Genomic DNA, 20,946 nt, shown 5'->3' on the forward strand with positions numbered 1-20,946 from the left:
TATGGTTCATTACATGAGTAACGAACCGCAGAACTAGGGAGGCTCGGTGTTCAACGACCGCAGCCCGATCTATCTGCAGATCGCCGACGGGATCAAGAACGACATCCTGAGCGGCGCCCTCAAGGAGGACGACCAGGTCATGTCCACCAACCAGTACGCGGCCTTCTACCAGATCAACCCGGCGACCGCGGCCAAGGGTTTCGCCCAGCTCGTCGACGAGGGCGTCCTCTACAAGAAGCGTGGGATCGGCATGTTCGTCAGCCCGGACGCGCGCGAGAAGCTGCGCTCCGAGCGCCGGCAGCGGTTCTTCACCGAGGTGGTGGAGCCGATGCTCACCGAGGCGCGCCGGATCGGCATCGACGTGGACGAGATCGTGCAGCACTTGGGAGCGCAGCGATGATCGAGCTGCGTGGCGTCACCGTCCGGTACGGCAGCACGGTCGCGGTCGACAACGTCGATCTCGAACTGCCGACCGGCAAGATCTACGGCCTGCTCGGCCGCAACGGCTCGGGCAAGACCAGCCTGCTCAGCGCACTGGCCTCGTACCGGCGGCCGACGTCCGGCACGATTCTGGTGGACGGCGTCGAGGCCTTCGAAAATCCGCAGGTCATGCACCGTACGGCGTTCGTGCGCGACACCCTCGACGTGAACGACAGCGACCGCGTGTCCCGGGTGCTGCGCTTCGCCGGGTGGCTGCGCTCGGGCTGGGATGAGGCGTACGCGGAAAAGCTGTTGGATCTGTTTCAGCTGCCGAGCCGCAAGACGGTGTCGTCGCTCTCGCGCGGGCAGAAGTCGGCGCTCGGTGTGGTCCTCGGCCTGGCGGCGAGGGCACCACTGACCATCCTGGACGAGTCGTATCTCGGCATGGACGCGGTGGCGCGGACAAACTTCTACCGCGAGCTGCTCGCCGACTATCTGGCGTACCCGCGCACGATCCTGCTGTCCACGCACCTCATCGACGAGGCCGCCGACCTGTTCGAGCGAGTGATCATCCTGGATCGCGGCCGGGTCCTCATGCACGAGGAGGCCGAGGCGCTGCGCGGGCGCGGGGTCACCGTGACCGGGCCGTCGGCAGCGGTGGACGCGTTCGTCGGCGACCGGCTCGTGCTCGGCGAGCAGCGCCTGGGCGGCGTCCGGGCGGTCACCCTCGACACCCGGCTCTCGCCGTCCGAGCAGTCCGGCGGCGAGGCGGCCGGCCTGACCTTCGGCCCGCTCAGCATCCAGGACCTCTTCGTCCACCTCACCTCGTCGTCGCAGGAGGCATCCCGATGAGCGCCGGCCAAGCCCTGTTCCGCTTCTACCGCCCGTTCATCATCGGCTTCTCCGGCGTCGTCGTGGCGCTCGAGGTGGCCGCGCTGGTGATCGCCGCCGTCAACGGCAAGCTGAACTACAGCACCTGGCTGCTGTTCACCGGCACCGGCGTGCGCTGGTGGCTGCTGGTCGTCGGCACCGTGCTGGTGGCGCTGCAGCTGAAGGTGTTCGTGTCCAACGGCGTGACGCGGCGCGAGTTCGTCCGGGGCGCGGCACGGTTCATGCTGGCCCTGGCCGTCGGGTGGGCCGCGGTGCTGGCGCTCGGGCACGGGCTGGAGAGTTACGTGATGGGGCTGCTCGACCAGCGCGGCTCGAACTATCCGGTCGCCACGGCCAGCCAGATGCTCAGCGATTTCGGGCACGCGCTGCCCGGGTTGATCGCCTATCCGCTGAGCGGGGCGGTGATCGCGGTCGGGTTCTATCGGTTCCGGACCTGGATCGGGGTGGGGGTGATGGTGCTCGGGGCGGTGCCGGTGGTGGTGGGCGATTACCTGCTACGAATCAACGGGAACGGGCATGTCACGCATCAAGGGCCGTACGTGCTTGCGTTGCTGGGCTCGCTGGCGATCAGCGGGGTGGCGGCGGTCGCGTTCCTGCGGTTGATGTCCGATGTGCCGATTCGCCGGACGGCCGGCTGACGTCCCGATCCAGCGCGCCCTTGTCCGCGGCCCGGTTGGGACCACTGCGGCCGGCCCCGATACGCAACCCGGGACCGCTAGATCGCCATGATCTCGCGCCGATCGGTGGCGGGGCGAGCGTTCCCACTGTGTGAACATCGGCGCCACATCGTGGGCTTTCCGTGAACCTTGGATAGTTACGCCCACATAGGGCCTGCGAAAAAATAACTCGTAGTTTCGCGTTTTGTACCGATTTATCCCATGGCGGCTGGCTGACCAGCGGCTTTGTCGGAAGTTATCTGTCCAGTGAAGACGTCCAGGCTTGGCGAACGCGCAGGTAACGAAGCTGCCTTAGCAGATCGAATGGCCGAAATCAGCAACACGCCGAGTTAATTCCGTACGCGCACATACGAGCCATAACTCTCCATCAAGGTTCACATCTGGCCGGGAAAGCCTGCCGGGCAAAAGACGTATTACTGGGCAAACACACGCTCTACAATGGACGGCCGTCTCGCTATGCGGACACTGCGTCCAGAACGTGGTCGCCGGTCTCAGGATGCGGGCGCGAGTACCGCGGAATGGGATCGCCGCGCGTCACTCGACCAACATCGCGCGCGAAGCGGCCGGGAGCAGCGGCCGTGAACCCCTCAGCGCTCAGCTCGGGGCGGTGGGCGCGGGATATCGCACGTCGCCGCCCCTGCGACCCGGGCTGCCCACGGTTCGACCCCGGTCACCGGATATGTCGGATATGCGCGTGGCCGATTCGGTGAGGGCGCGTGGAGAGGGCGCGGCGCGGCGCAGTGAAGGCGCGGAACGGGCGCTGCCCGGTCGCGCGCGGCGGGCGTCTACGCGACCGGGTGGGCGGCGGCGAAGTCGAAGAGCCAGTCGCTGGTGATTGACATGTTCGGATTTTTCATGACACGTCGGATCGCGTCGCCCGGGGCGATGCCCAGCATCACCAAGGTCGTGCAGGCCAGCAACGTCGAGCGGCCCACGCCACCGAACGACTGGGTCACCACGAAGCGGCCGGAGCGGACATAGGTGGCGAGGCGGCGGGCCAGCGCGATCGCCTTGGCCGCCTCCTCCCGGGGAATTCCGCCGTCCGCCACGGGGAACGGCACGAACTCCACGCCGACCGCGGCCGCGGCCTCCGCCGTACCGCCGAAGCCCAGCTGGTGTTGCTCGGCGCTGGTGAGCGCCGAAACCAGCACCTGCACTCCGCTGCGGGCGAGAGCGGCCAGATTTTCGGCCGGCCACGGCTCGGAGCGCGGATGCGCGATGGTGGCCAGCTGACCGGGACCGGGCCCGGCGATGACGTGCAGTGCTGGTCTCATGAATGTCGCTGTCCCCTTGTACCGTGGCGGCGGCTGGGCCCGGTGAATCCCGCACATGGCTCGGTCGTCCCACATGCGGCTAACGCAGAGTAGGGTCTCCCCCGGCAAACCCGCTACTGAGAGGCCCAAGAAAGTGACGACCCCTCGGAAAACCCGCGTGGCGATCGTGTTCGGCGGTCGCAGCAGCGAGCACGCCATCTCGGTGGTGAGTGCCGGGAGCATCCTGCGCGCGCTCGACCCCGACCAGTACGAGGTGGTCCCGGTCGGCATCACACGCGAGGGCCGATGGGTGCTGGCGGGCGAGGATCCGGCGCAACTGGCGATCAGCGAGCGCCGGCTGCCGGAGATCACGGCGTCCAGCGGCAGCGCGGTCGTGCTCGCCCCCGACCCGACGGCGACCGAGCTGATCGTGCGGGACCCGTCCGCGGGCGCCTCCACGCTGGCCGGCGTCGACGTGGTCTTCCCGGTGCTGCACGGGGCGTACGGCGAGGACGGCACCATCCAGGGCATGCTGGAAATGGCCGGAATCCCGTACGTGGGTGCGAACGTCTTCGCCTCCGCCGCCGCGATGGACAAGGAGTTCACCAAGAAGCTCGCCGCGGTCGAGGGCATCCCGGTCGGGCCATGGGCGGTGCTGCGCGCCGGTGTCTCGCTGTCCGAGGCCGACAAGGAGCGGCTGGGCCTGCCGGTGTTCGTGAAGCCGTCGCGGGCCGGTTCGTCGTTCGGCATCACCAAGGTCACCGACTGGAGCCGGCTCGACGAGGCGGTCGCCGCGGCCCGGAAGATCGACCCGAAGGTGCTGGTCGAGGCCGCGATCGTGGGCCGTGAGATCGAGTGCGGCGTGCTCGAGGGCGAGGCCGGGGGCGCGCCCGAGGCGTCGCTGCTCGCCGAGATCCACGTCGACGAGCACGAGTGGTACGACTTCGAGGCGAAGTACCTGGAGGGCGGCCGCTACGACATCCCGGCCGACCTGCCCGCCGAGGTCACCCAGCAGATCCAGGAGTACGCGCGGCGCACCTTCACGGCGCTCGACTGCGCCGGTCTGGCCCGCGTCGACTTCTTCGTCACCGCCGATCACCAGGTCTACCTCAACGAGATCAACACGATGCCGGGCATGACGCCGACGTCGATGTTCCCGTTGATGTGGGCGGCCACCGGCCTGGAATACCCGAAGGTCGTCGACCGCCTCATCCGTACGGCACTGCGGCGCGGCACGGGCCTGCACTAGCCCCTACTGGTTGCAGCCCGTCGGGACGCCGGTGGTCTTGGACAGCACCGTCTTGACCACCGTGTCGGAGAACTCGTTCGCCCACTGGGCCGTCTGGTTGTAGCTGCTCGGCACGTTCACCCGTACGGCGATCTCGCGGTCCATCGTGGTGAACACGTCGGTCGCCGTACCGGGGACGCCGTACCAGCAGACGCCGTTCATCTTCAGCATCGTGGCGTCCAGCGGCACGCAGCCCGCGTGTCCCCCGTCGACCCGCTCGCACAGGGTCGGCTGGGGCACGCCACACGAGACGGCGATCGGCGGCTGGCCGTACGCGGCGTTCTGCTCGGGGCCGGAACTCACCTTGCGGGCCGGTAGATCGCGCACCTTCATCGGGAGCTGCGAGGTGAGCGCCAGGCACGCCTGGGCGGCCCGCGCGGTCAGCTTGGGCGCGGCCATCTGAACGGGCGTGGTCGGCACGGCCACCGGAGCGGACGCCTTCGCCTCCGGGGTCGGGTCGGACGGCCGGACGTTGAAGAAAATCAGGAGACACACGGCAATCGCGACCGGTACGGCGATCACGGCGGCCCACAGGGCGGCACCGCGCATCGACGGATCCGGCTTTTCGGCCTTTTCCGCCGGTGTGGTCTCCACGTCTGGCATGTCAGAGATTTACCACGGAGCAGGTCAGGGTCCGCATGATGCCCTGCACGTACTGGACTTTGCTCACAATGAGGCTGCCGAGGTCGTCCACGGTGTGCGCCTCGGCCAGAACCACGACGTCGTAGGGCCCGGTCACCGCGTCCACCCGCACGACACCGGGGATTTTGCCGATCGAGGCGGCCACGTCATGCGCCTTTCCGACCTCTGTTTGGATCAGGATGTATGCCTGGACCACGATCCGACTCCAATCCACGTCCGCCGTAACTCGAAACGTGAAACTACCGTATGAATCCGTTCGACAGCGGGACGCGAACTAAACGAAAGGCCGCGCACGTGAGCATTGCCGAGGCCGGTGAGTTCGGGCTCATCACCCGGGTCGTCGCGCGACTGAAGACCGGGCGGTCGACCCTGCTCGGGCCGGGCGACGACGCCGCGATAGTGGCCGCCCCTGATCAACGAGTGGTGGCGTCGACCGACGTGCTCGTGGAGGGACGACATTTCCGCCGCGACTGGTCGAGCGCGGCGGACGTCGGTCACCGCGCGGCGGCGGCCAATCTGGCGGACATCGCGGCGATGGGTGCGGTGCCGACGGCGCTGCTGGTGGCGCTGTGCGCGCCGACCGATCTGCCGGTCGCCTGGGCCGAGGAACTGGCCGACGGCCTCTCCGCCGAGGCGGGGCTGGTCGAGGCGAGCGTGGTGGGCGGCGACATGTCGTCGAGCCCGACGCTGACGATCGCGGTGACCGCCTTGGGCGATCTGCAAGGACAACCCCCGGTCGTACGCGGCGGCGCACAGCCCGGCGATGTGCTGGCACTGGCGGGCCGCACGGGTCACGCGGCGGCCGGATACACGGTGCTGTCGCGCGGCTTCCGAACGCCGAAGTCGCTGGTCGAGGCGTACCGGCGACCTGTCGTTCCGTATGCGGCGGGTCCTGCCGCCGCCCGGGCCGGCGCCACCGCGATGATCGACGTCTCGGACGGCCTGCTGCAGGATCTCGGCCATATCGCCGTCGCCGGCGTGGTCGGGATCGACGTGCGGACCGAGGCGTTCGAGGTGCCGGACCAGATGCGGGACGCGGCCACCGCGCTCGGGGTCGACCCGTTGCAGTGGCTGCTCGGTGGCGGGGACGACCACGCGCTCGCCGCCACGTTCCCGCCGTCGGCCACGTTGCCGGACGGCTGGCGGGTGATCGGCTCGGTGCACGAGGGCACCGGGGTGACCGTCGACCGTAGGCCCTGGACCGGGGGCACCGGCTGGGACCACTTTCGCTGACGCTCGTTAGATTTGCTGTTTGTGAGCGAAATTAAGATCCGTCAAGCCGATCTGTCCGAGCCCGTGGTGCGGTCGCTGGTCACCGAGCTGCTGGCCGAGCTGTCGGAGCGATACGGCGGCACCGGCGACGACACCCCGATCGGTGAGACGGACTTCACACCGCCGAACGGGATGTTCTTCGTCGTGGACGACGGCGAGCGGTTACTGGGCTGCGCGGGCTGGCGCCGGCACGGCTCGGACGCCGAACTGAAGCGGATGTTCACGGTGCGGGCGGCACGCGGGCGGGGCTTGGCGCGCCGCCTGCTCACCGGGATCGAGGAGTCGGCGCGCGAGGCGGGCTGCGCGCGGGTGATCCTGGAGACCGGCGACCGCCAGCCGGAGGCGATCGCCCTGTACGAGGCGACCGGCTACACCCGCATCGAGGACTTCGGCTACTACGCGGGCGAGGAGGGTGTCCTCTCCTTCGCGAAGGCGCTGTAGCGCGCCCGGCGCGGTGTAGCACGACGGCCCGGGCGGGCTCGGGTCCACATTCGACCGTCCTCGGGGGCCCGGCCACGCGGCCGCCCCCCGGGAACGCAAAAGGCCCGCATCTCTCGATGCGAGCCGTTTCACGCTGTGTAGCCCCGAAGGGATTCGAACCCTCGCTACCGCCTTGAGAGGGCGGCGTCCTAGGCCGCTAGACGACGGGGCCAGGACCTGCTTTGCTGCTTGCGCTTCCGCGTCAGCGACGGGCCGAACTCTATCAGAAGTCCAGCGCCGCCCTCCTTCGCGGGAGTGCCAGCGCTGGGGTACCAGGACTCGAACCTAGACTAACTGGACCAGAACCAGTTGGGCTGCCAATTACCCCATACCCCATTTGGCTCGGTTTCCCGTGCCGAGAGAGAACTTTACCTGACCCCCCAGTGCCCACCAAATCGGGTTACCCGAACATCGCCGCGTGTTCGCGCGCCCACCGCTCGTAGGACCTCGGCGCCCGCCCGATGAGCCGCGAAACCGTGGGGACCGCCCGCTGCGGGTGCTTCGCCAGCACCGCCAGCCCGTCCAGATACCAGGAGGCGTACTCCCCCAGCACCCTCTCGAACACCGGTAACGCCCGGTCGTGGGGCAGATCGACGTACGAGAGGCTACGACCGATCCCCCGGCCGATCGCTCCGACCTTCTGCCGCCGGCCGATCGCCGTGGGGCCGGTCAGCTCGTACGCCCTCCCCTCGTGCCCCGATTCGACCAGGACCCGGGCGGCGACCGCGGCGACGTCCTCCTGGGCGATCGGAGCGTTCACCGCCTCGCCGTACGCGTCCAGGACCTCGTCGCCCGCCCGGATCTGCGGCGCCCAGAGATCGGCGTTGGACATGAACTCGCCGGGCTCGAGGTGGGTGAACGCCACCCCGCACGCCTCCACCCCGTCCTCCACCTGCTGCCAGTGCTCGCCCTTGGCACCGGCCAGATCCACGATCCGGCGCACGCCCGCGCGGGCCGCCATCGCGCACACCTCATGCACGGTCGGCACGTGCGGAGCGAGGTACATCACATCGACGCCCGCCAGCGCCGCCGGGAGGGTCTCGATCTTGCCGAGGAAGCCGCGGACCACGTCCACGCCCGCGGGTAAGCCGGCGCGCGCGGGACTCACCGTCAGCGCCCGGACGTCGTCGGCGCCCAGCGCGAGCAATTCGTCCACCACCATCCGACCCACGTTGCCGGTGGCGCCGGTGACCAGGATCTTCATTACCGTACCCCCTACGGAAAGTGTTCCCGTAGGGTATACGGAATCATGACGGATTTCACCGGCCGCATCCTGCCGCTGCTCTGGCGGCGGTCCATCCCGGCGCCGGATCGCAAGACCGGCCGGCCCGCCCGGCTCACCATCGACGACGTGGTCGCCACCGGCATCCGGGTCGCCGACCGGGAGGGGCTCGATGCCGCCTCGATGGCGAGGGTCGCGACCGAGCTCGCGGTCGGAACGATGACTTTGTACGGGTATGTGCCTTCACGCCCCGAGCTGATCGACCTCATGGTCGACGAGGTGCTGGGCTCACGCGATCTGCTGCCACCCGCCCCCGGCGATTGGCGATCACGGATCCTCCGGTACGCCGAGAGCACCTTCACGATCTACCGCGAACACCCGTGGCTGGCCCGCACGTCCCAGCAGCGCCCGCCGATCGGTCCCGGCATGCTGGCCGACCGCGAGTACGTGCTGGCCGCCATCTCGTCGCTGGGCCTGCCCACGTCGATGGTGAACACGGCGGCGCTGACCATCGCGGCCTGGATAGCCGGCGCGGCCCGCAACGAGGCGGAGGGCATCCTGCTGCGCCGCGCCACCGGCGAGACGAACGACGACTGGTGGTCGCAACGTGGCGAGCTGTGGGAGAAGTGGTTCGACGTGGAGTCCCACCCCGCGATGACCGCGTTGTGGAACGCCGGCGGCTTCACCCGAGGAGCCGACGAGCAGGCGCGCGACGCGTACGAGCTGGGCCTGAAGCTCTTGCTCGACGGCATCGAAGCGGCATCGCCGGCCCAGCAGACCTCCGGCACCGACCCGCGCCGCTGACCGCTCCACCGCGGCGAGGGCGAGTCCGGCGCCGGTCGCCCGGCGCCGGAACACCCGTCCGTTGTGGAACGACGAACGTCAGTCGAGCGAGACGACCGGGTTACGCAGCTCGCCGATCCCCTGCACGCTCACCGACACCAGATCGCCCGCCGTGATCTCGCTGACCCCCGCGGGCGTACCGGTCAGGATGATGTCGCCCGGCAGCAAGGTCATGACGTGCGAGATGTACGAGACCAGCGTCGGGATATCGAAGATCATGTCTTTGGTGCGGCCGATCTGGCGCACCTCCATGGCCTCCGGGTTGCGGCCCACCTCGCAGCGGATCTCCACGTCGCTGACGTCGAGGTCGGTGACGATCCACGGGCCGATCGGGCAGAACGAGTCGAAGCCCTTGGCGCGCGTCCACTGCGGGTCCTTGCGCTGCAGGTCGCGGGCGGTGACGTCGTTGCCGACCGTGTACCCGAAGATGGCGCTGGCGGCACCGGCCCGGTCGACGCGGCGGGCGCCGGTCGCGCCGATCACCACGGCCAGCTCGGCCTCCTCCTCGACCTGCTGCGACTGGGGTGGCAGCCGGATCGCGTCGTTCGGGCCGATCACCGAGGTGGACGGCTTGATGAAGATCAGCGGTTCCTTGGGCACCTCGTTGCCGAGCTCGGCGGCGTGGTCGGCATAGTTGCGGCCGACCCCGATCACTTTGCTGGAGAAGATCGGCGCGAGCAGCCGCACGTCGGCCAGCGCCCAGCGCTGCCCGGTGAATCGGACCGCCTCGAACGGCAGCGAACCGATCTCGGCCACGGTGAGACCGGAGTCGCCGTCACCCTCCACGACGCCGAACGAAACCCCTCCGGCATGAACAAAACGGGCGAAACGCACGGGATTGATCCCATCACTAGAGGCCAGGTTCCACCCGGGAATGTACGCCGTTCGACTCCGCTCCCAGCCTCGGGAACGGCGCCAACGAGAACACCACCTCGACCGGGACCTCGAAGTATGCGCAGATGCGAAGGGCCAGGTGAAGGCTCGGGCTGAACTCGCCGCGCTCCAGGTAGCCGACCGTCTGGTAGTGCACGCCCAGCGCGTCGGCGAGCTGCCGCCTCGAGATGCCGCGCTCGGCACGCAGCATCGCGATGCGGTTGTAGGTGATCTCGGAGCTCATCGCCCGACCGTGGCCAGCATCCGGTCGCGGCGCGCGGCCACCGCCGACCCGGACTCGCGGCGGGCCATCCGGCGCAGGATCACCGGGGCCACCAGCAGCCCGAGGACCGCCCAGACGGTGAGCACACCGAAGGTCTCCAGATGCCGCCAGGCGTGGTGCAGCTCCACCGCCGAGAGCGCATCGGGCAGGAACGCCGAACGCATGCCCAACCCTAGCCAGTAGATCGGGAAGATCTGGGCGACACCCTGCAGCCAGCCCGGCATCGACGTGATCGGGTAGAACACGCCGGAGATCGCGACGAGACCGACCAGCGGCAGCATCACCAGGCCCATGTTGCGCGGGTTGTCGAACAGCGATCCCAGCACCGCGCCGAGCGGCATGGTAGCAATGAGCGCTCGGCGATGTCCTCGCCGTACTGGCGGAACAGCTCGCGGACGAACGGCGTCGCGTCCGGGGCGGAGTGGACGAACCGCTGGCCGGCGCGCGTCCAGCGGATCTCGCTTTCGCCGGCGACCTGCCGGGACAGCGTGTCGGCCGAGCCGTCCGCGATGATCCGGCCGCCGGCCAGGATGACGATCCGGTCGGCCAGCTTCTCCGCCTCGTCGAGATCGTGGGTGGTCAGCAGGATGGTGGCGTCGTCCACATCGGTGAGCCGGTGGACCAGGTCGTGGAACTCGCGCCGGGCCGCCGGGTCGAAGCCGGTGGTCGGCTCGTCCAGGAACAGCAGCTCGGGACGGCCGACGATGCCGATCGCGACGTCCAGGCGACGGCGCTGGCCGCCGGAGAGCCGGGCGACCCTGGTCTGCGCCTGCGAGGTGAGCCCGACGACCTCGAGCAGATCGTCGACCGGCGAGGGCCGGGTGAGGCGGGCCGTGGAGTATGGCCGGTAATAACCGCCGAGGTGCTGCAGCAGCTCACGGACCCGCCACTTGCCATGGTCGCGCCACGACTGGAGCACGACCCCGATGCGGCCGCGCCAGTCCTCGCCGCCGCGCACCGGGTCGACGCCCAGCACCCGGACGTCCCCGGAGGACCGCGCGCGGAAGCCCTCCAGGATCTCGATGGTGGTGGTCTTGCCCGCGCCGTTGGGCCCGAGCAGGGCCAGCACCTCGCCGCGCCGGGCGGTGAAGCCGACACCGTCCAACACGTCCTTGGTGCCGTACCGCATGCGCAGATCGCGCACGTCGATGACCCGCTCGTCCGCCGGCACGACCACGCCGGTCTCGAGCGCCCCCGTCAAAGTCATTCCTCCCATGTCGAGCACGTTATCAAAGATGTAGTAGATGTACTACATCTCTTCGCACACCTTCGTCCTTTGCGTAGTTTGTCTGATGTGGACGATATGACCGACGGCACGACTCTTTCGCGCCAAACGGTGATCGTGTTGATCGCCTCGGCTGGATACGCTGGGGCAATGGGGATCAAGCAGGTGAGGGCGCTCACCACCACGCTGCCCTCGGTCACCTGGATACCGATCGCCCGGGCGCACGCCGAGCGCGCCGACGAGATGACCGCCGGCCATCGCACGCGGCGCGCGTCCGGCGAGAAACACGCGATCGAGGATTTCCTCTACGACTACTACGGCACCCGTCCGTCCACGCTGCGCCGCTGGCACCCCGGGGTGGGCTCGGGTCTCGCACCGGCACCGGCCGGCCTGGCCGAGCACGCCGGCTGGAAGTTCTACACGACCTACCCCGACGGGGTCGTCACGCTCGACGTGGACGCCTACATGCACGCCCGCGGCGAAAGCGTGCGCTACATCCACGGCCTGCTCACCGCCACCGCGTCGCGCCCGGTCTTCTCCGGGTGCTTCGGGCTGCACGAGTGGGCCATGGTCTACCGCGTGCCCGAGCATCGTCACCCGCTCCCGCTGCGCCTCGGCCAGGAGGAGACGGACCGGGTGGTGGAACGGCATCCGATCCGCTGCACCCACTACGACGCGTTCCGCTTCTTCACCCCCGAGGCGGTCGGTCTGAACCGTCTTCAGCCCACCCGGGCCACGCAGGTCGATCTGGACCAGCCCGGCTGCCTGCACGCCGCGATGGACGTGCACAAGTGGGCGACCAAGCTAGGAGCGGCGGTGCCGGGCGCGCTCGCCCTGGACTGCTTCGCGCTGGCCGGCGAGATCCGGCTGCTCGACATGCAGGCGAGCCCGTACGACCTGAGCTCGTACGGGTATGAGCCGGTGAAGATCGAAACGCCCGAGGGCAAGGCGGAATACGTCGCCCGCCAGCGTGAGTTCGCCCGGCGGGCGGCGGCGTTGCGGTCCCGGCTGATCCGGGTCTGCGAGGAGCTGATGGGCCCGGAGAGCGTGGCCCGCAACCGCGAGTCGGTGGCCCCGTTCAACCACCGGTGACGGTGAGGGCCGCGACAACCGCGCGGTGGTCAGTGTCCGGAACCGGGTGCACGCTGACATCCCGTACGCCGATACGCCGATCCACCAGCACATGGTCGATCGTCACCTTGGGCACCGTGCGCCCGTCGTACGGCCACGTGGGTACGAGTCCCTGACCGGTGGTGGCCGCCGCGTCCCGATACCCGCGCGCGATCAGCCGGCGCAGCGGCGCATGGTCGAGCGTCGAGTTGAAGTCGCCGAGCAGAATCCGCGGCGGCCCGTCGGTGGCCGGCACCGGCTCGGCGTCGAGGTCGCGCCGCCAGCCCGGGTTGAGGCTCACCTCGGACGGCGCCAGCGGGTGCGCCGACTCGACGATCACGGCTCCGGCGCCGGCCACCCGCACCGTCCCGTACGCCTGCCGGAACCCACCGCCGTTGCGCCGCACCGCGCCATCGGTGATCGGAAAGCGCGAGTAGAGGCCGGAGCCGGAGGCGCCCGGCTCATCCCCCAGCGAGTGGTAGGGCAGCAGCTCGTCCAGCCCCGCCGTCGTCAGCGCCGCCCGCGCGTCCGGGCTGAGTTCCTGCAGCGCGAGGATGACGACGTCGTTCTCCCGGACCAGCCGCACGATCGTCCGCGGGTCGGCCCCGCCCAGCCGCATGTTCGAGGTCATCACGGTGATCCGGACACCGTCCGCCGGGCCCCGATCGCGGTCCGGCAGCACGCGCGGCAGCACCGCGGCGACCAGCACGGCGGTGCCGATCAGCGCGACCCCGGCGGCGGTCCATCGCCGGGTGGCGAGCGCCAGCACCGGCGGAATCAGGGACCAGGCGGCCACGTACGTCGTGAAGGCCAGCAGTTGCACCAGCGCCCCCGGCGCCCAGCCCCCGAGCCGGATGACCGCCCAGATCAGCGCGGGCGCGACCAGAACCCAGACCGGCACGGTCACGAGAAGGCGGCGGCGCTTGCGGATCGGCGGCGCGACGGCCGGCGGATCGATGATCACCACGGCCGCGAGGCTAGCGACCGCCCGCCACCTCGCTAGGACGCCGGCACGGTGAGTGCGGCGATCACCGCGCGGTGGTCACTGTCCGGAATGAAGTGCACGCTCACCTTGCGTACGCCGATACGCCGATCCGCCAGCACATGGTCGATCGTCACCGGGGGCAGCGCGGTGGTGGACGCCGGCCAGGTCCGCGCCAGACCCCGGCCGTCGGTGTCGGCGGCGTCCCGATACCCGCGCGCGATCAGCCGGCGCAGCGGCGCGTGGTCGAGCGTCGCGTTGAAGTCGCCCAGCAGGATCCGCAGCGGCCCACCGGCGGCCGGCGCCGGCTCGGCGTCCAGGTCGCGTTTCCAGCCCGGCACCTGGATGAGACCGGCCGGGGCCAGCGGGTGCGCCGACTCGACGATCACCTCGTCGGCGCCGGGCGGCCGCACCGTCCCGTACGCCTGCAACATCCCGCCGCTGTTCTGCCGCACCCCGGCGTCGACGATCGGAAAGCGCGAGTAGACGCCGGACCCGGCCGCTCCCGGCTCATCGCCGAGCGAGGTGAACGGAAGCAGCTCCTCGAGCCCCGCGGTGGCCAGCGCCGCGCGTCCCTCCGGGGTAAACTCCTGCACCGCGAGCACGGCCACGTCGTTGTCCTTGACCAGCCGCACGATCGTCTCCGCGTCGGCACCGCCGTAGAGCATGTTCGACGTCATCACGGTCAGCGGCACGCCGGTGATCCGCCCCCGGTCCCGGTCCGGGATGAAGCGCGGCAGCACCGCCACGGCCAGCGCGACGACCGCGAGCAGCGCGACCGCCGCGGCACTCCAGCGCCGGGTGGCGAGCGCCAGGATCAGCGGGATCAAGGACCAGACGGCCGCGTACGGCGTGAAGGCGAACAACGGCACCAAGGGCCCCCGCTCCCAGCCGAGGAGCCGGATGACCGCCCAGATCAGCGCGGGTGCGAGCAGCAGCCAGACCACCACCGTCAGCAACGGCCACCGTTCCCCTCGGCCCGCGGGCGCGCCGGCCGGCGGCGGACTGACGATCGCCATGGCGGCGACGCTAGCCGCCACATGCCTGACCTTCCGGTTTTTTCGCCTTCAGCCCGCTTTCGAGTGCCCGCCGCGATCTTCATGACGTCGGCACGGTGAGTGAGGCGAGCAGGGCGCGGTGGTCACTGCCGGTGACCGCGTGGGCGTGCACGTCCCGGACGCCGATGCGCTTGTCGACCAGCACGTGGTCGAGCGTGACCGGCGGGATCTTGTGGCCACCCCACGGACCCCAGGTCGCCGAGAGACCCTTTCCGGTGGCGTCGGCGGCGTCCCGGTAGCCGCTGCCGATCAGATCGCGTACCGGCTTGTGGTCCAGGGTCGAATTGAAGTCGCCGAGCAGGATCTCCGGCGTCCCGCGCGGGTTCGCGTGCGGCTCGTTGCGGAGGTCCATCCGCCAATCGCCGAGCGCCCCCAGCGTGTACGGGGCGAGCGGATGCGCGGACTGCACGTTGAGCGCGACGGCGCCGGGCGGCTGGATCGTGGCGTACGCCTGCAGATTGCCCTCCTGCAGGTTGCCCCCGCCGCCGCGCCGCGACCCCTGCCCGGTCATCGGGAACCGGGAGTAGAGGCCCGACCCGGTCGTGCCCACCTCGTCGGCCAGCGCCTGGTACGGCAGCAGCGTGTCGATGCCCGCCGCGGCCAGCCCGTCCTTCGCGGCCGGCGAGAACTCCTGCACGGCGAGGACCGCGACGTCGTTGTCCCGTACCAGCCGCACGATCGACGCCGGGTCGGCCGCACCGACGTACATGTTGATCGTCATGACCGTCATCGGCATGCCGCGCGACGGGCCGCGATCGGCGTCCGGGACGGCCCGCGGCAGCACGCACACCGCCAGCACGAGGAAGGCGACCGCGGCGGCCGCGGCGATCAGCCACTTGCGCGCCCACAGCGAGATCACCAGAGGTATGACAGACCACGCGGCCACGTACGGCGTGAAGGCGATCGCCGGTACGAAATAGCCCCGCTCCCAGCCGAAGAGTCGTACCACCGCCCAGACCAGCGCGGGCAGCGTGATGATCGCGAGCAGGGCGGTGCGGGCCGCCCGCCGGGCCGGACGAACCTCGGCCGGCGTCGCGGTGATCGTCATGCGCGCCAAGGTAGCCGCCCGAGCTGTGGAAATCGGGTATCGGCGGCGCTTTGGGGCAACAGTCACTGAGCTGAGCCAGCCACGCTCGATCGCGCGTGCGCCGCTGAAAGTTGATGAGTTCGGCTCGCGCCCGACGACGGCTTCGCCGGCGGCGTTCGAGAGCCGAACTCATCAACGCGGCAACGCGCTCCTCGCTGATCAGAGGTCGGCGTCGACCAGCTCGCCCAGGCCCGCTGCGGTGATCTCGTCCCGTAGGAGTGCCGCGTCGCCCTCGATCACCAGGGTCAGGCCCTTCGGGTGCAGGTAACGCGCCGCGGCCGCGGACACGTCGGCCACCGTCGCCTCCAGGTACTGCGACCGGAGGGTCGTGTAGTAGTCGTCCGGCAGACCGTGCACGACCAGCGTGCTCAGCGCGGCCACGATCGCGCCCGGGGTCTGCATCTCGACCGAGAGCTGACCGGCCCGCCACGAACGGGCGACCGCCAGCTCTTCCTCGGTCACGCCGTCCAGTTGGGTGCGGGCGATCTCCCCCAGCGTGTCGGCGACGGCCGGGACGGTCACCGCCGTCTGCACGCCGGACGCCACCTCGAAGCGGCCGAAGCGGCGGGTCATCGAGAACGAGCCGCGAATCCCGTACGAGTAACCCTTGACCTCGCGGATCAGGTGGTTGAGCCGGGACGTGAACGCGCCGCCCAGCACCGTCGCGGCCAGCGTCATCGCCACGTAGTCGGGGTTGGCCCGCTCCGGCGCGCGATGGCCGATGCGCAGCGTGGACTGCACCGAACCGGGCCGGTTCACCAGAATCGTGCGGCGGAAATCGCGAACCTCCAGCTCCAGCGGGCCCTCGACGGCGAGCGGCTCACCACTGGTCCCGGCGAACGCGGCCTCGCCCAGCGCCTTGAGATCGAGATTGTCCAGATCGCCGGCGACCAGCAGCACGCCGGGCCGCAGCAGCCAGTTCCGATGGAACGAGGCGACGTCGTCGACGGACACCGCGGCCACCGAGTCCGGGTCGCCGTGCATCGGACGCCCGTACCGGCCCGCGCCGAACAGGTCGGAGCGCAACGCGGCGTCGGCCCGCGGTCCCGGCTGCGCCCAATCCATCCGCAGCGCGGTGACCTCGTCGTCGCGGACCCGGGTGACGTCGGCCGGGTCCAGCTTCGGGGTGCGCACCGCCTCGGCGGCCAGCCGCATCGCCGCGAGCAGCAGCGGCACCGGCGCCGCGACGTTCACCCGGAACGTATCCCAGTCGACCGCGGCCGAGAACTCCGCGCCGAGACTTTCCAGGGCCAGCGCGTACGCCGCGGAGTCGCGCGCCTGAGTGCCCTCCTCCAGTGACTTGGCCAGGACGGTCGCGGTGCCCTCGCGGCCGTCGGACTCGCGGGCCGCGCCGGCGTCGAGCAGCAGCATGGCGCTGGCGAGGTGCTGGCCGGGCAGGTGCGCGCCGATGACCGTGCCGCCGCCGACGGTGACCCGCTGCAGGGTCGGGAAGGCGTACGGGCGGGCGTCTCCGGAGTCGGGCCGGGTCGCGATGAGCGTCATGCGGTTTCCTCGGGAAGGTAGGTCAGCGTCACCCGGGACTCGGGCTTGAGGGCGTACTCGGCGGCGGTGGTGACGTCGTCCGCGGTGACCGCGAGCCACTGCGGCAGGCGGTACCCGGCGGCACCGGCGTCGCCGAACTGGGTCGCGTACCGGCCGAGGGTGTCCGCACGTCCGTACACGGTGGACATCTGCCGCCACCAGCCGGTGGTGAGCAACGCCTTCGCCCGGGCCAGCTCGTCCTCGGTGACCGGCTCGGTGACCAGGCTGCCGATCACCTCGGTGAGGCCCTCCTCCAGCGTCGCCACGTCCACGCCGTCCTTGACCGTCGCGGTCGCGATCAGCGGCGCGGGGGCGTGCGCGAGGTCGACCCCGTACGAGCCGATGTAGTCCGGCTGGGCGATCCGCTTGCCGTCCGCGAGCCGCTGGTAGAGCCGGCTGCCGCGGCCGTTGCCCAGCACCGCGGCCAGCACGGTGACCGCGTCGAACCCGGCCGTGCCGAACTGATGCGTGCGGTGCGCGATGTAGATCCGCGCGGCCGGGACCTTCGACCGCACGGTCTCGCGGGCCGGCTCCGCGGCCGGACCGGCGAGGTGACCACTGGGCGCCGGCGGGATCGACGCGACCGGTTCGAGCATCCCGAAGTATTTCTCGGCGAGCGCGAAGACCTCCTCCGGCGAGGCGTCGCCGGCCACCGTGAGCACCGCGTTGTTCGGCGCGTAATACCGCTGGTGGAAAGCCTTGAAAGTATCGAGGCTCGCGGCGTTGAGATCCTCCATCGACCCGATCGTCGGGTGGTGGTACGGGTGCGCCTCCGGGTACAGCAGCGCGAGAAGTCGTAGCCACGCGTCACCGTACGGGACGTTCTCATACCGCTGGCGGCGCTCGTTCTTGACCACCTCGCGCTGGTTGTCCAGGGTTTCCTGGGTGAGCGCCGGAACCAGCCCGCCCATCCGGTCCGCCTCCAGCCAGAGCGCCAGTTCGAGGTGCTCCGACGGCATGGTCTCGAAGTAGTTCGTCCGGTCCGGGTTGGTGGTCGCGTTCAGCGAGCCGCCGTTGCCCTGGACAAGCCGCATGTGCTCGGTCTTCGCCACGTGCTGCGACCCCTCGAACATCAGATGTTCGAAAAGATGGGCGAAGCCGGTCTGACCCGGCGGCTCGTGCCGTGAGCCCACGTCATACCAGAGGTTGACGCAGACGACCGGCGCGCTTCGGTCCTCGCTGACCACGACCCGCAGGCCGTTGTCGAGGCGCGTGGTTGCTATGGGCCACGGATAGCCGGTCGTGACAACCGGCGCACTTGGGGAGGTCACGGTTCCATACTGCCCCTTGCGCCCGCTCCTCCTCGCGCGCAGACCCAACTTCAAATTCCTAAGATGTACGGCGCGCGAAAAGTCCCCCAGGTTTTACGGCTACTCCAGCCGCAACTCCAGGCCGTCCCCGGCCGCCGGGCGCCGGGCGGCGGGGGCCGGGCGGCGGGCGCCGGGCGCCGGGCGCCGACCGACGCAAAACCCCGCGGTGCCCCGGCATGCACAGCCCGGCCACAGTCCACCCGACGCGCCCGCATCAGTGCAGTCCGGCGGCAGGCCTCGAGCGCGGGTCCGATGGCGGGCCACCAGTGCGGGACCACCAGCCGCCAGCACGCGACCGCCAACCACCAGCACGCGACCGCCAACCACCAGCACGCGACCGCCAACCACCAGCACGCGACCGCCAACCACCAGCACGCGACCGCCAGCTACCAGCACGGGACGGCCAGCTACCGGTGCCGGACCGCACTACGGAAGCACGACACGGCGAGCGGCACCCGGTCCAGTCACGCCGCCGCCCGGCTGCACTGGCCAACCGCGAACGAACGTTCGTTTTAGCGTCAGGCTCGCACTCGGATGCAGGCGTGGCGATCGCCTAAGTTCGCCGTCACAGGCCCCGGCACCGCGCCCGGACGGAGACGTCCCCATGCAGCATTTTGCACCTTTCGACCGCAGTCGCAGCCGCCTGCTCGAGTGCGAACGGCCGCATTTGAAGACCTTGGCAAGTTAGGGCTCGCATGTGGGTCGCATGTGGGCGTAACTCTCCAAGGTCGCGAAATCAACCGGCCAACAGCAGCCGCTAAAGCCTCTAATCTGAACAAATCGAGTGTCCTTTTAGGATTTCCGGCCAGTATGTGGACGTTGCTGACCACATCGTGAGACCACCGCGCCGGCGAACGCGATCCACTGGTTCGCCCGTGCGACTCGAAGCCACCAAACCACGTTTTATCCAGATTTATCGCATATTGGCGCGGCTCCTACCATGAGTGTCCGCGACCGCGACATGCCAGCATCCCTCGGGCTACCACGACGTGCGGGTGTACCCGGACGCCGAGCGTTGCCCGGACTCGGCGAATGATCGCCCACGACCACGGCCTTAGGACTCATCTAGCGCGGGCGGGCGGCAAGGCGGGGGCACGTGCCTAGCCAGCCCACGGTCAGCACCGCCCGGACCACGCCGCCCGGATCACGCCCCCCGGATCACGCCGCCCGAATCACGCCCCCCGGATCACGCCGCCCGAATCACGCCGCCCTGAGTGCGCCACCCGAATCACGCCACCCGGATCGCGCCACCCGGATCACGCCCCTCGGATCACGCCGCCCGAATCACGCCACCCGGATCGCGCCACCCGAATCGCGCCACCCGAATCACGCCGCCCTGAGTGCGCCACCCGAATCACGCCGCCCTGAGTGCGCCATCCGGATCGCGCCGCCCGGATCGCGCCGCCCGGATCGCGCCGAGCCTGTCCGTTGATCAAAACGGATTGGCGGCCTGGAAGGCGTAATGCGATGCTGGTCGGCGTGGTGAAGGAAGCGTCCGGCGGCGTCGGCAGCGGCTCGCACGGCCCGCGGTTCGCAAGGGGGACCTCATGGCCGATGTCGTAGTCCGGCCCGGCGTTGTCATCCCGGAGGCCGAGCTGAACTGGCGTTTCTCGCGCTCCAGCGGCCCCGGCGGCCAGGGCGTGAACACAACCGACTCGCGGGTGGAGCTGTCCTGGAACCTGCTCGCGTCCAACGCCCTGGGACCAGCGTTGAAAGATCGGGCGGTCGAACGGCTCGGCGGCCGGCTGATCAACGGCTCCTTGACCATCGTCGCGTCGGAACACCGATCTCAACTCCGTAACCGCGAGGCGGCCGAGGCCCGTCTCGCCGCGCGAGTCGGCGAGGCCATCGCGCCTCCGCCCCGCGCCCGCCGCCCGACCAAGCCGTCGCGAGGTTCGGTCGAACGCCGCATCGGCGAGAAGAAGCGCCGCGCCCAGATCAAGCGCGGCCGCCGCGGCGACATCGACTAGAGACCTGCTAGGCGAAACGGTCGCGCCCGAGCCACGGCCGCGCCGCCGCTGGAAACCGCAAGTGAATCTGGCGGCGCTCCAACCCAACTCACCAAGATCCGGCGTCGGGCCGCAGCACAACCCAGCCGCCAGCCGCACCCCAAACCGCAAGAAAACGAATGGCGGCGCACCGCGTTGGGCTCGGGGCGGAAGCGGCGTGCCTATTCCGCCGACGGCTGCTTGCGGTCGGAGTGACCCAGGTCTCGGTCCGGGGCGACCCGGTCTCGTACCAGACGCTTCAGCTCGGCCATCTCCGGGAAGCCGCTTTCCTTGCGGGACCAGATGGTCTCGCCGTCGAGGCGGATCTCGAAAACCCCGCCGATGCCCGGGATCAACGCGACCTCACCCAGGTCACGCTGGAAGGTCGTGAGCAGCTCCTGCGCCGTCCAGGCGGCTCGCAGCAGCCAGCGGCACTGGGTGCAGTACTCGATTTCGAGGCGAGGGTTCACGACGCCCAAGTTTATTGGGCGGACGCGGGG

23 protein-coding genes, 2 tRNA genes and 1 pseudogene are annotated in these 20,946 nt (G+C 70.0%); 10 read left to right on the top strand and 16 right to left on the bottom strand.

Going from position 1 to position 20,946, the window contains the following annotated elements; translation table 11 throughout:
* Nucleotides 1-46: 46 nt before the first annotated feature.
* From HH310_RS15640 to HH310_RS15650, 3 genes are read left to right on the top strand one after another with little or no spacing between them, the layout of a single operon-like run.
* Nucleotides 47-400, top strand: a complete 354-nt coding sequence (locus tag HH310_RS15640; RefSeq protein ID WP_169176265.1) for a GntR family transcriptional regulator — start codon at nucleotides 47-49, stop codon at nucleotides 398-400.
* Nucleotides 397-1,272, top strand: a complete 876-nt coding sequence (locus HH310_RS15645; protein WP_169176266.1) for an ABC transporter ATP-binding protein — start codon at nucleotides 397-399, stop codon at nucleotides 1,270-1,272. Before HH310_RS15640 ends, HH310_RS15645 begins: the two co-directional genes overlap by 4 nt.
* The gene (locus tag HH310_RS15650) at nucleotides 1,269-1,949 is read left to right on the top strand and encodes a hypothetical protein (RefSeq protein WP_169176267.1); all 681 of its coding nucleotides are present in this window, start codon (nucleotides 1,269-1,271) and stop codon (nucleotides 1,947-1,949) included. Before HH310_RS15645 ends, HH310_RS15650 begins: the two co-directional genes overlap by 4 nt.
* An 824-nt stretch (nucleotides 1,950-2,773) precedes the next feature.
* Here HH310_RS15650 and HH310_RS15655 read toward each other — a convergent pair.
* A complete protein-coding gene (locus HH310_RS15655; protein WP_211192166.1) occupies nucleotides 2,774-3,262 on the bottom strand; it encodes a hypothetical protein in 489 nt (162 codons plus the stop codon).
* Between the two features lie 133 nt (nucleotides 3,263-3,395).
* Between HH310_RS15655 and HH310_RS15660 the strand changes: the two genes are divergently transcribed.
* A complete protein-coding gene (locus tag HH310_RS15660; RefSeq protein WP_312034095.1) occupies nucleotides 3,396-4,490 on the top strand; it encodes a D-alanine--D-alanine ligase family protein in 1,095 nt (364 codons plus the stop codon).
* 3 nt (nucleotides 4,491-4,493) lie between these two features.
* Here HH310_RS15660 and HH310_RS15665 read toward each other — a convergent pair whose 3' ends face one another.
* Together HH310_RS15665 and HH310_RS15670 are read right to left on the bottom strand one after the other, a co-directional pair.
* On the bottom strand, nucleotides 4,494-5,132 hold the full coding sequence (locus HH310_RS15665; protein WP_169176269.1) for a DUF3515 family protein: 639 nt from the start codon (nucleotides 5,130-5,132) through the stop codon (nucleotides 4,494-4,496).
* A gap of 1 nt (nucleotide 5,133) precedes the next feature.
* Nucleotides 5,134-5,367: an Lrp/AsnC ligand binding domain-containing protein gene (locus tag HH310_RS15670; protein ID WP_169176270.1), complete on the bottom strand. Its 234-nt coding sequence runs from the start codon at nucleotides 5,365-5,367 to the stop codon at nucleotides 5,134-5,136.
* A gap of 98 nt (nucleotides 5,368-5,465) precedes the next feature.
* Here HH310_RS15670 and HH310_RS15675 point away from each other — a divergent pair, with 98 nt between their 5' ends.
* A complete protein-coding gene (locus tag HH310_RS15675; protein WP_312034097.1) occupies nucleotides 5,466-6,404 on the top strand; it encodes a thiamine-phosphate kinase in 939 nt (312 codons plus the stop codon).
* Nucleotides 6,405-6,425: 21 nt separating this feature from the next.
* The gene (locus tag HH310_RS15680) at nucleotides 6,426-6,884 is read left to right on the top strand and encodes a GNAT family N-acetyltransferase (protein WP_169176272.1); all 459 of its coding nucleotides are present in this window, start codon (nucleotides 6,426-6,428) and stop codon (nucleotides 6,882-6,884) included.
* 138 nt (nucleotides 6,885-7,022) lie between these two features.
* Here HH310_RS15680 and HH310_RS15685 read toward each other — a convergent pair.
* The 3 genes from HH310_RS15685 to HH310_RS15695 form a co-directional block, all read right to left on the bottom strand.
* A tRNA-Glu gene (locus HH310_RS15685) sits at nucleotides 7,023-7,095 on the bottom strand.
* Between the two features lie 92 nt (nucleotides 7,096-7,187).
* Nucleotides 7,188-7,259: transfer RNA gene (locus tag HH310_RS15690), tRNA-Gln, on the bottom strand.
* A gap of 64 nt (nucleotides 7,260-7,323) precedes the next feature.
* On the bottom strand, nucleotides 7,324-8,127 hold the full coding sequence (locus HH310_RS15695; protein ID WP_169176273.1) for an NAD(P)H-binding protein: 804 nt from the start codon (nucleotides 8,125-8,127) through the stop codon (nucleotides 7,324-7,326).
* A gap of 45 nt (nucleotides 8,128-8,172) precedes the next feature.
* Between HH310_RS15695 and HH310_RS15700 the strand changes: the two genes are divergently transcribed.
* Complete coding sequence (locus tag HH310_RS15700) at nucleotides 8,173-8,949, top strand: TetR/AcrR family transcriptional regulator C-terminal domain-containing protein (protein WP_169176274.1); 777 nt, start codon at nucleotides 8,173-8,175, stop codon at nucleotides 8,947-8,949.
* Between the two features lie 78 nt (nucleotides 8,950-9,027).
* Here HH310_RS15700 and HH310_RS15705 read toward each other — a convergent pair whose 3' ends face one another.
* The 4 genes and pseudogenes from HH310_RS15705 to HH310_RS15720 form a co-directional block, all read right to left on the bottom strand.
* Nucleotides 9,028-9,822, bottom strand: a complete 795-nt coding sequence (locus HH310_RS15705; RefSeq protein WP_169176275.1) for a fumarylacetoacetate hydrolase family protein — start codon at nucleotides 9,820-9,822, stop codon at nucleotides 9,028-9,030.
* Nucleotides 9,823-9,838: 16 nt separating this feature from the next.
* Nucleotides 9,839-10,105 (bottom strand): helix-turn-helix transcriptional regulator, encoded by a 267-nt coding sequence (locus HH310_RS15710; protein WP_169176276.1) that lies wholly within the window; start codon nucleotides 10,103-10,105, stop codon nucleotides 9,839-9,841.
* A pseudogene (locus HH310_RS15715) lies at nucleotides 10,102-10,497 on the bottom strand (ABC transporter permease); the annotation flags it as partial. The pseudogene HH310_RS15715 and the gene HH310_RS15710, both read right to left, overlap by 4 nt.
* Nucleotides 10,425-11,351, bottom strand: coding sequence for an ABC transporter ATP-binding protein (locus tag HH310_RS15720; protein ID WP_169176346.1), 927 nt, complete (start codon nucleotides 11,349-11,351; stop codon nucleotides 10,425-10,427). The pseudogene HH310_RS15715 and the gene HH310_RS15720, both read right to left, overlap by 73 nt.
* Nucleotides 11,352-11,519: 168 nt before the next feature.
* On the opposite strand from HH310_RS15720, the gene HH310_RS15725 reads away from it, so the two are divergent.
* Nucleotides 11,520-12,461, top strand: coding sequence for a 3-methyladenine DNA glycosylase (locus tag HH310_RS15725; RefSeq protein ID WP_169176278.1), 942 nt, complete (start codon nucleotides 11,520-11,522; stop codon nucleotides 12,459-12,461).
* On the opposite strand, the gene HH310_RS15730 is transcribed toward HH310_RS15725, so the two are convergent.
* The 5 genes from HH310_RS15730 to HH310_RS15750 form a co-directional block, all read right to left on the bottom strand.
* Entirely contained in the window at nucleotides 12,448-13,446 is a 999-nt protein-coding gene (locus tag HH310_RS15730; protein WP_396027520.1) for an endonuclease/exonuclease/phosphatase family protein, read from the bottom strand. The two genes, HH310_RS15725 and HH310_RS15730, sit on opposite strands and share 14 nt — an antisense overlap.
* Nucleotides 13,447-13,478: 32 nt before the next feature.
* Entirely contained in the window at nucleotides 13,479-14,480 is a 1,002-nt protein-coding gene (locus tag HH310_RS15735; RefSeq protein WP_169176279.1) for an endonuclease/exonuclease/phosphatase family protein, read from the bottom strand.
* A 79-nt stretch (nucleotides 14,481-14,559) separates the two neighbouring features.
* Nucleotides 14,560-15,567 carry an endonuclease/exonuclease/phosphatase family protein gene (locus tag HH310_RS15740; RefSeq protein WP_169176280.1) on the bottom strand — a complete coding sequence of 336 codons (1,008 nt, stop codon included), beginning with the start codon at nucleotides 15,565-15,567 and terminating at the stop codon, nucleotides 14,560-14,562.
* Between the two features lie 198 nt (nucleotides 15,568-15,765).
* Nucleotides 15,766-17,109, bottom strand: a complete 1,344-nt coding sequence (locus HH310_RS15745; RefSeq protein WP_169176281.1) for a pitrilysin family protein — start codon at nucleotides 17,107-17,109, stop codon at nucleotides 15,766-15,768.
* A complete protein-coding gene (locus tag HH310_RS15750) occupies nucleotides 17,106-18,419 on the bottom strand; it encodes a pitrilysin family protein (protein WP_169176282.1) in 1,314 nt (437 codons plus the stop codon). Before HH310_RS15750 ends, HH310_RS15745 begins: the two co-directional genes overlap by 4 nt.
* 291 nt (nucleotides 18,420-18,710) lie before the next feature.
* Here HH310_RS15750 and HH310_RS15755 point away from each other — a divergent pair, with 291 nt between their 5' ends.
* Together HH310_RS15755 and arfB are read left to right on the top strand one after the other, a co-directional pair.
* Entirely contained in the window at nucleotides 18,711-18,974 is a 264-nt protein-coding gene (locus HH310_RS15755; protein ID WP_169176283.1) for a hypothetical protein, read from the top strand.
* Between the two features lie 1,031 nt (nucleotides 18,975-20,005).
* Nucleotides 20,006-20,428, top strand: a complete 423-nt coding sequence (arfB, locus tag HH310_RS15760; protein WP_169176284.1) for an alternative ribosome rescue aminoacyl-tRNA hydrolase ArfB — start codon at nucleotides 20,006-20,008, stop codon at nucleotides 20,426-20,428.
* Between the two features lie 200 nt (nucleotides 20,429-20,628).
* On the opposite strand, the gene HH310_RS15765 is transcribed toward arfB, so the two are convergent.
* Nucleotides 20,629-20,916: a SelT/SelW/SelH family protein gene (locus tag HH310_RS15765; RefSeq protein ID WP_312034100.1), complete on the bottom strand. Its 288-nt coding sequence runs from the start codon at nucleotides 20,914-20,916 to the stop codon at nucleotides 20,629-20,631.
* Nucleotides 20,917-20,946: the final 30 nt, after the last annotated feature.

It is taken from the genome of Actinoplanes sp. TBRC 11911 (genome assembly GCF_012933445.1).
In the GTDB taxonomy this organism is placed as follows: Bacteria; Actinomycetota; Actinomycetes; order Mycobacteriales; family Micromonosporaceae; genus Actinoplanes.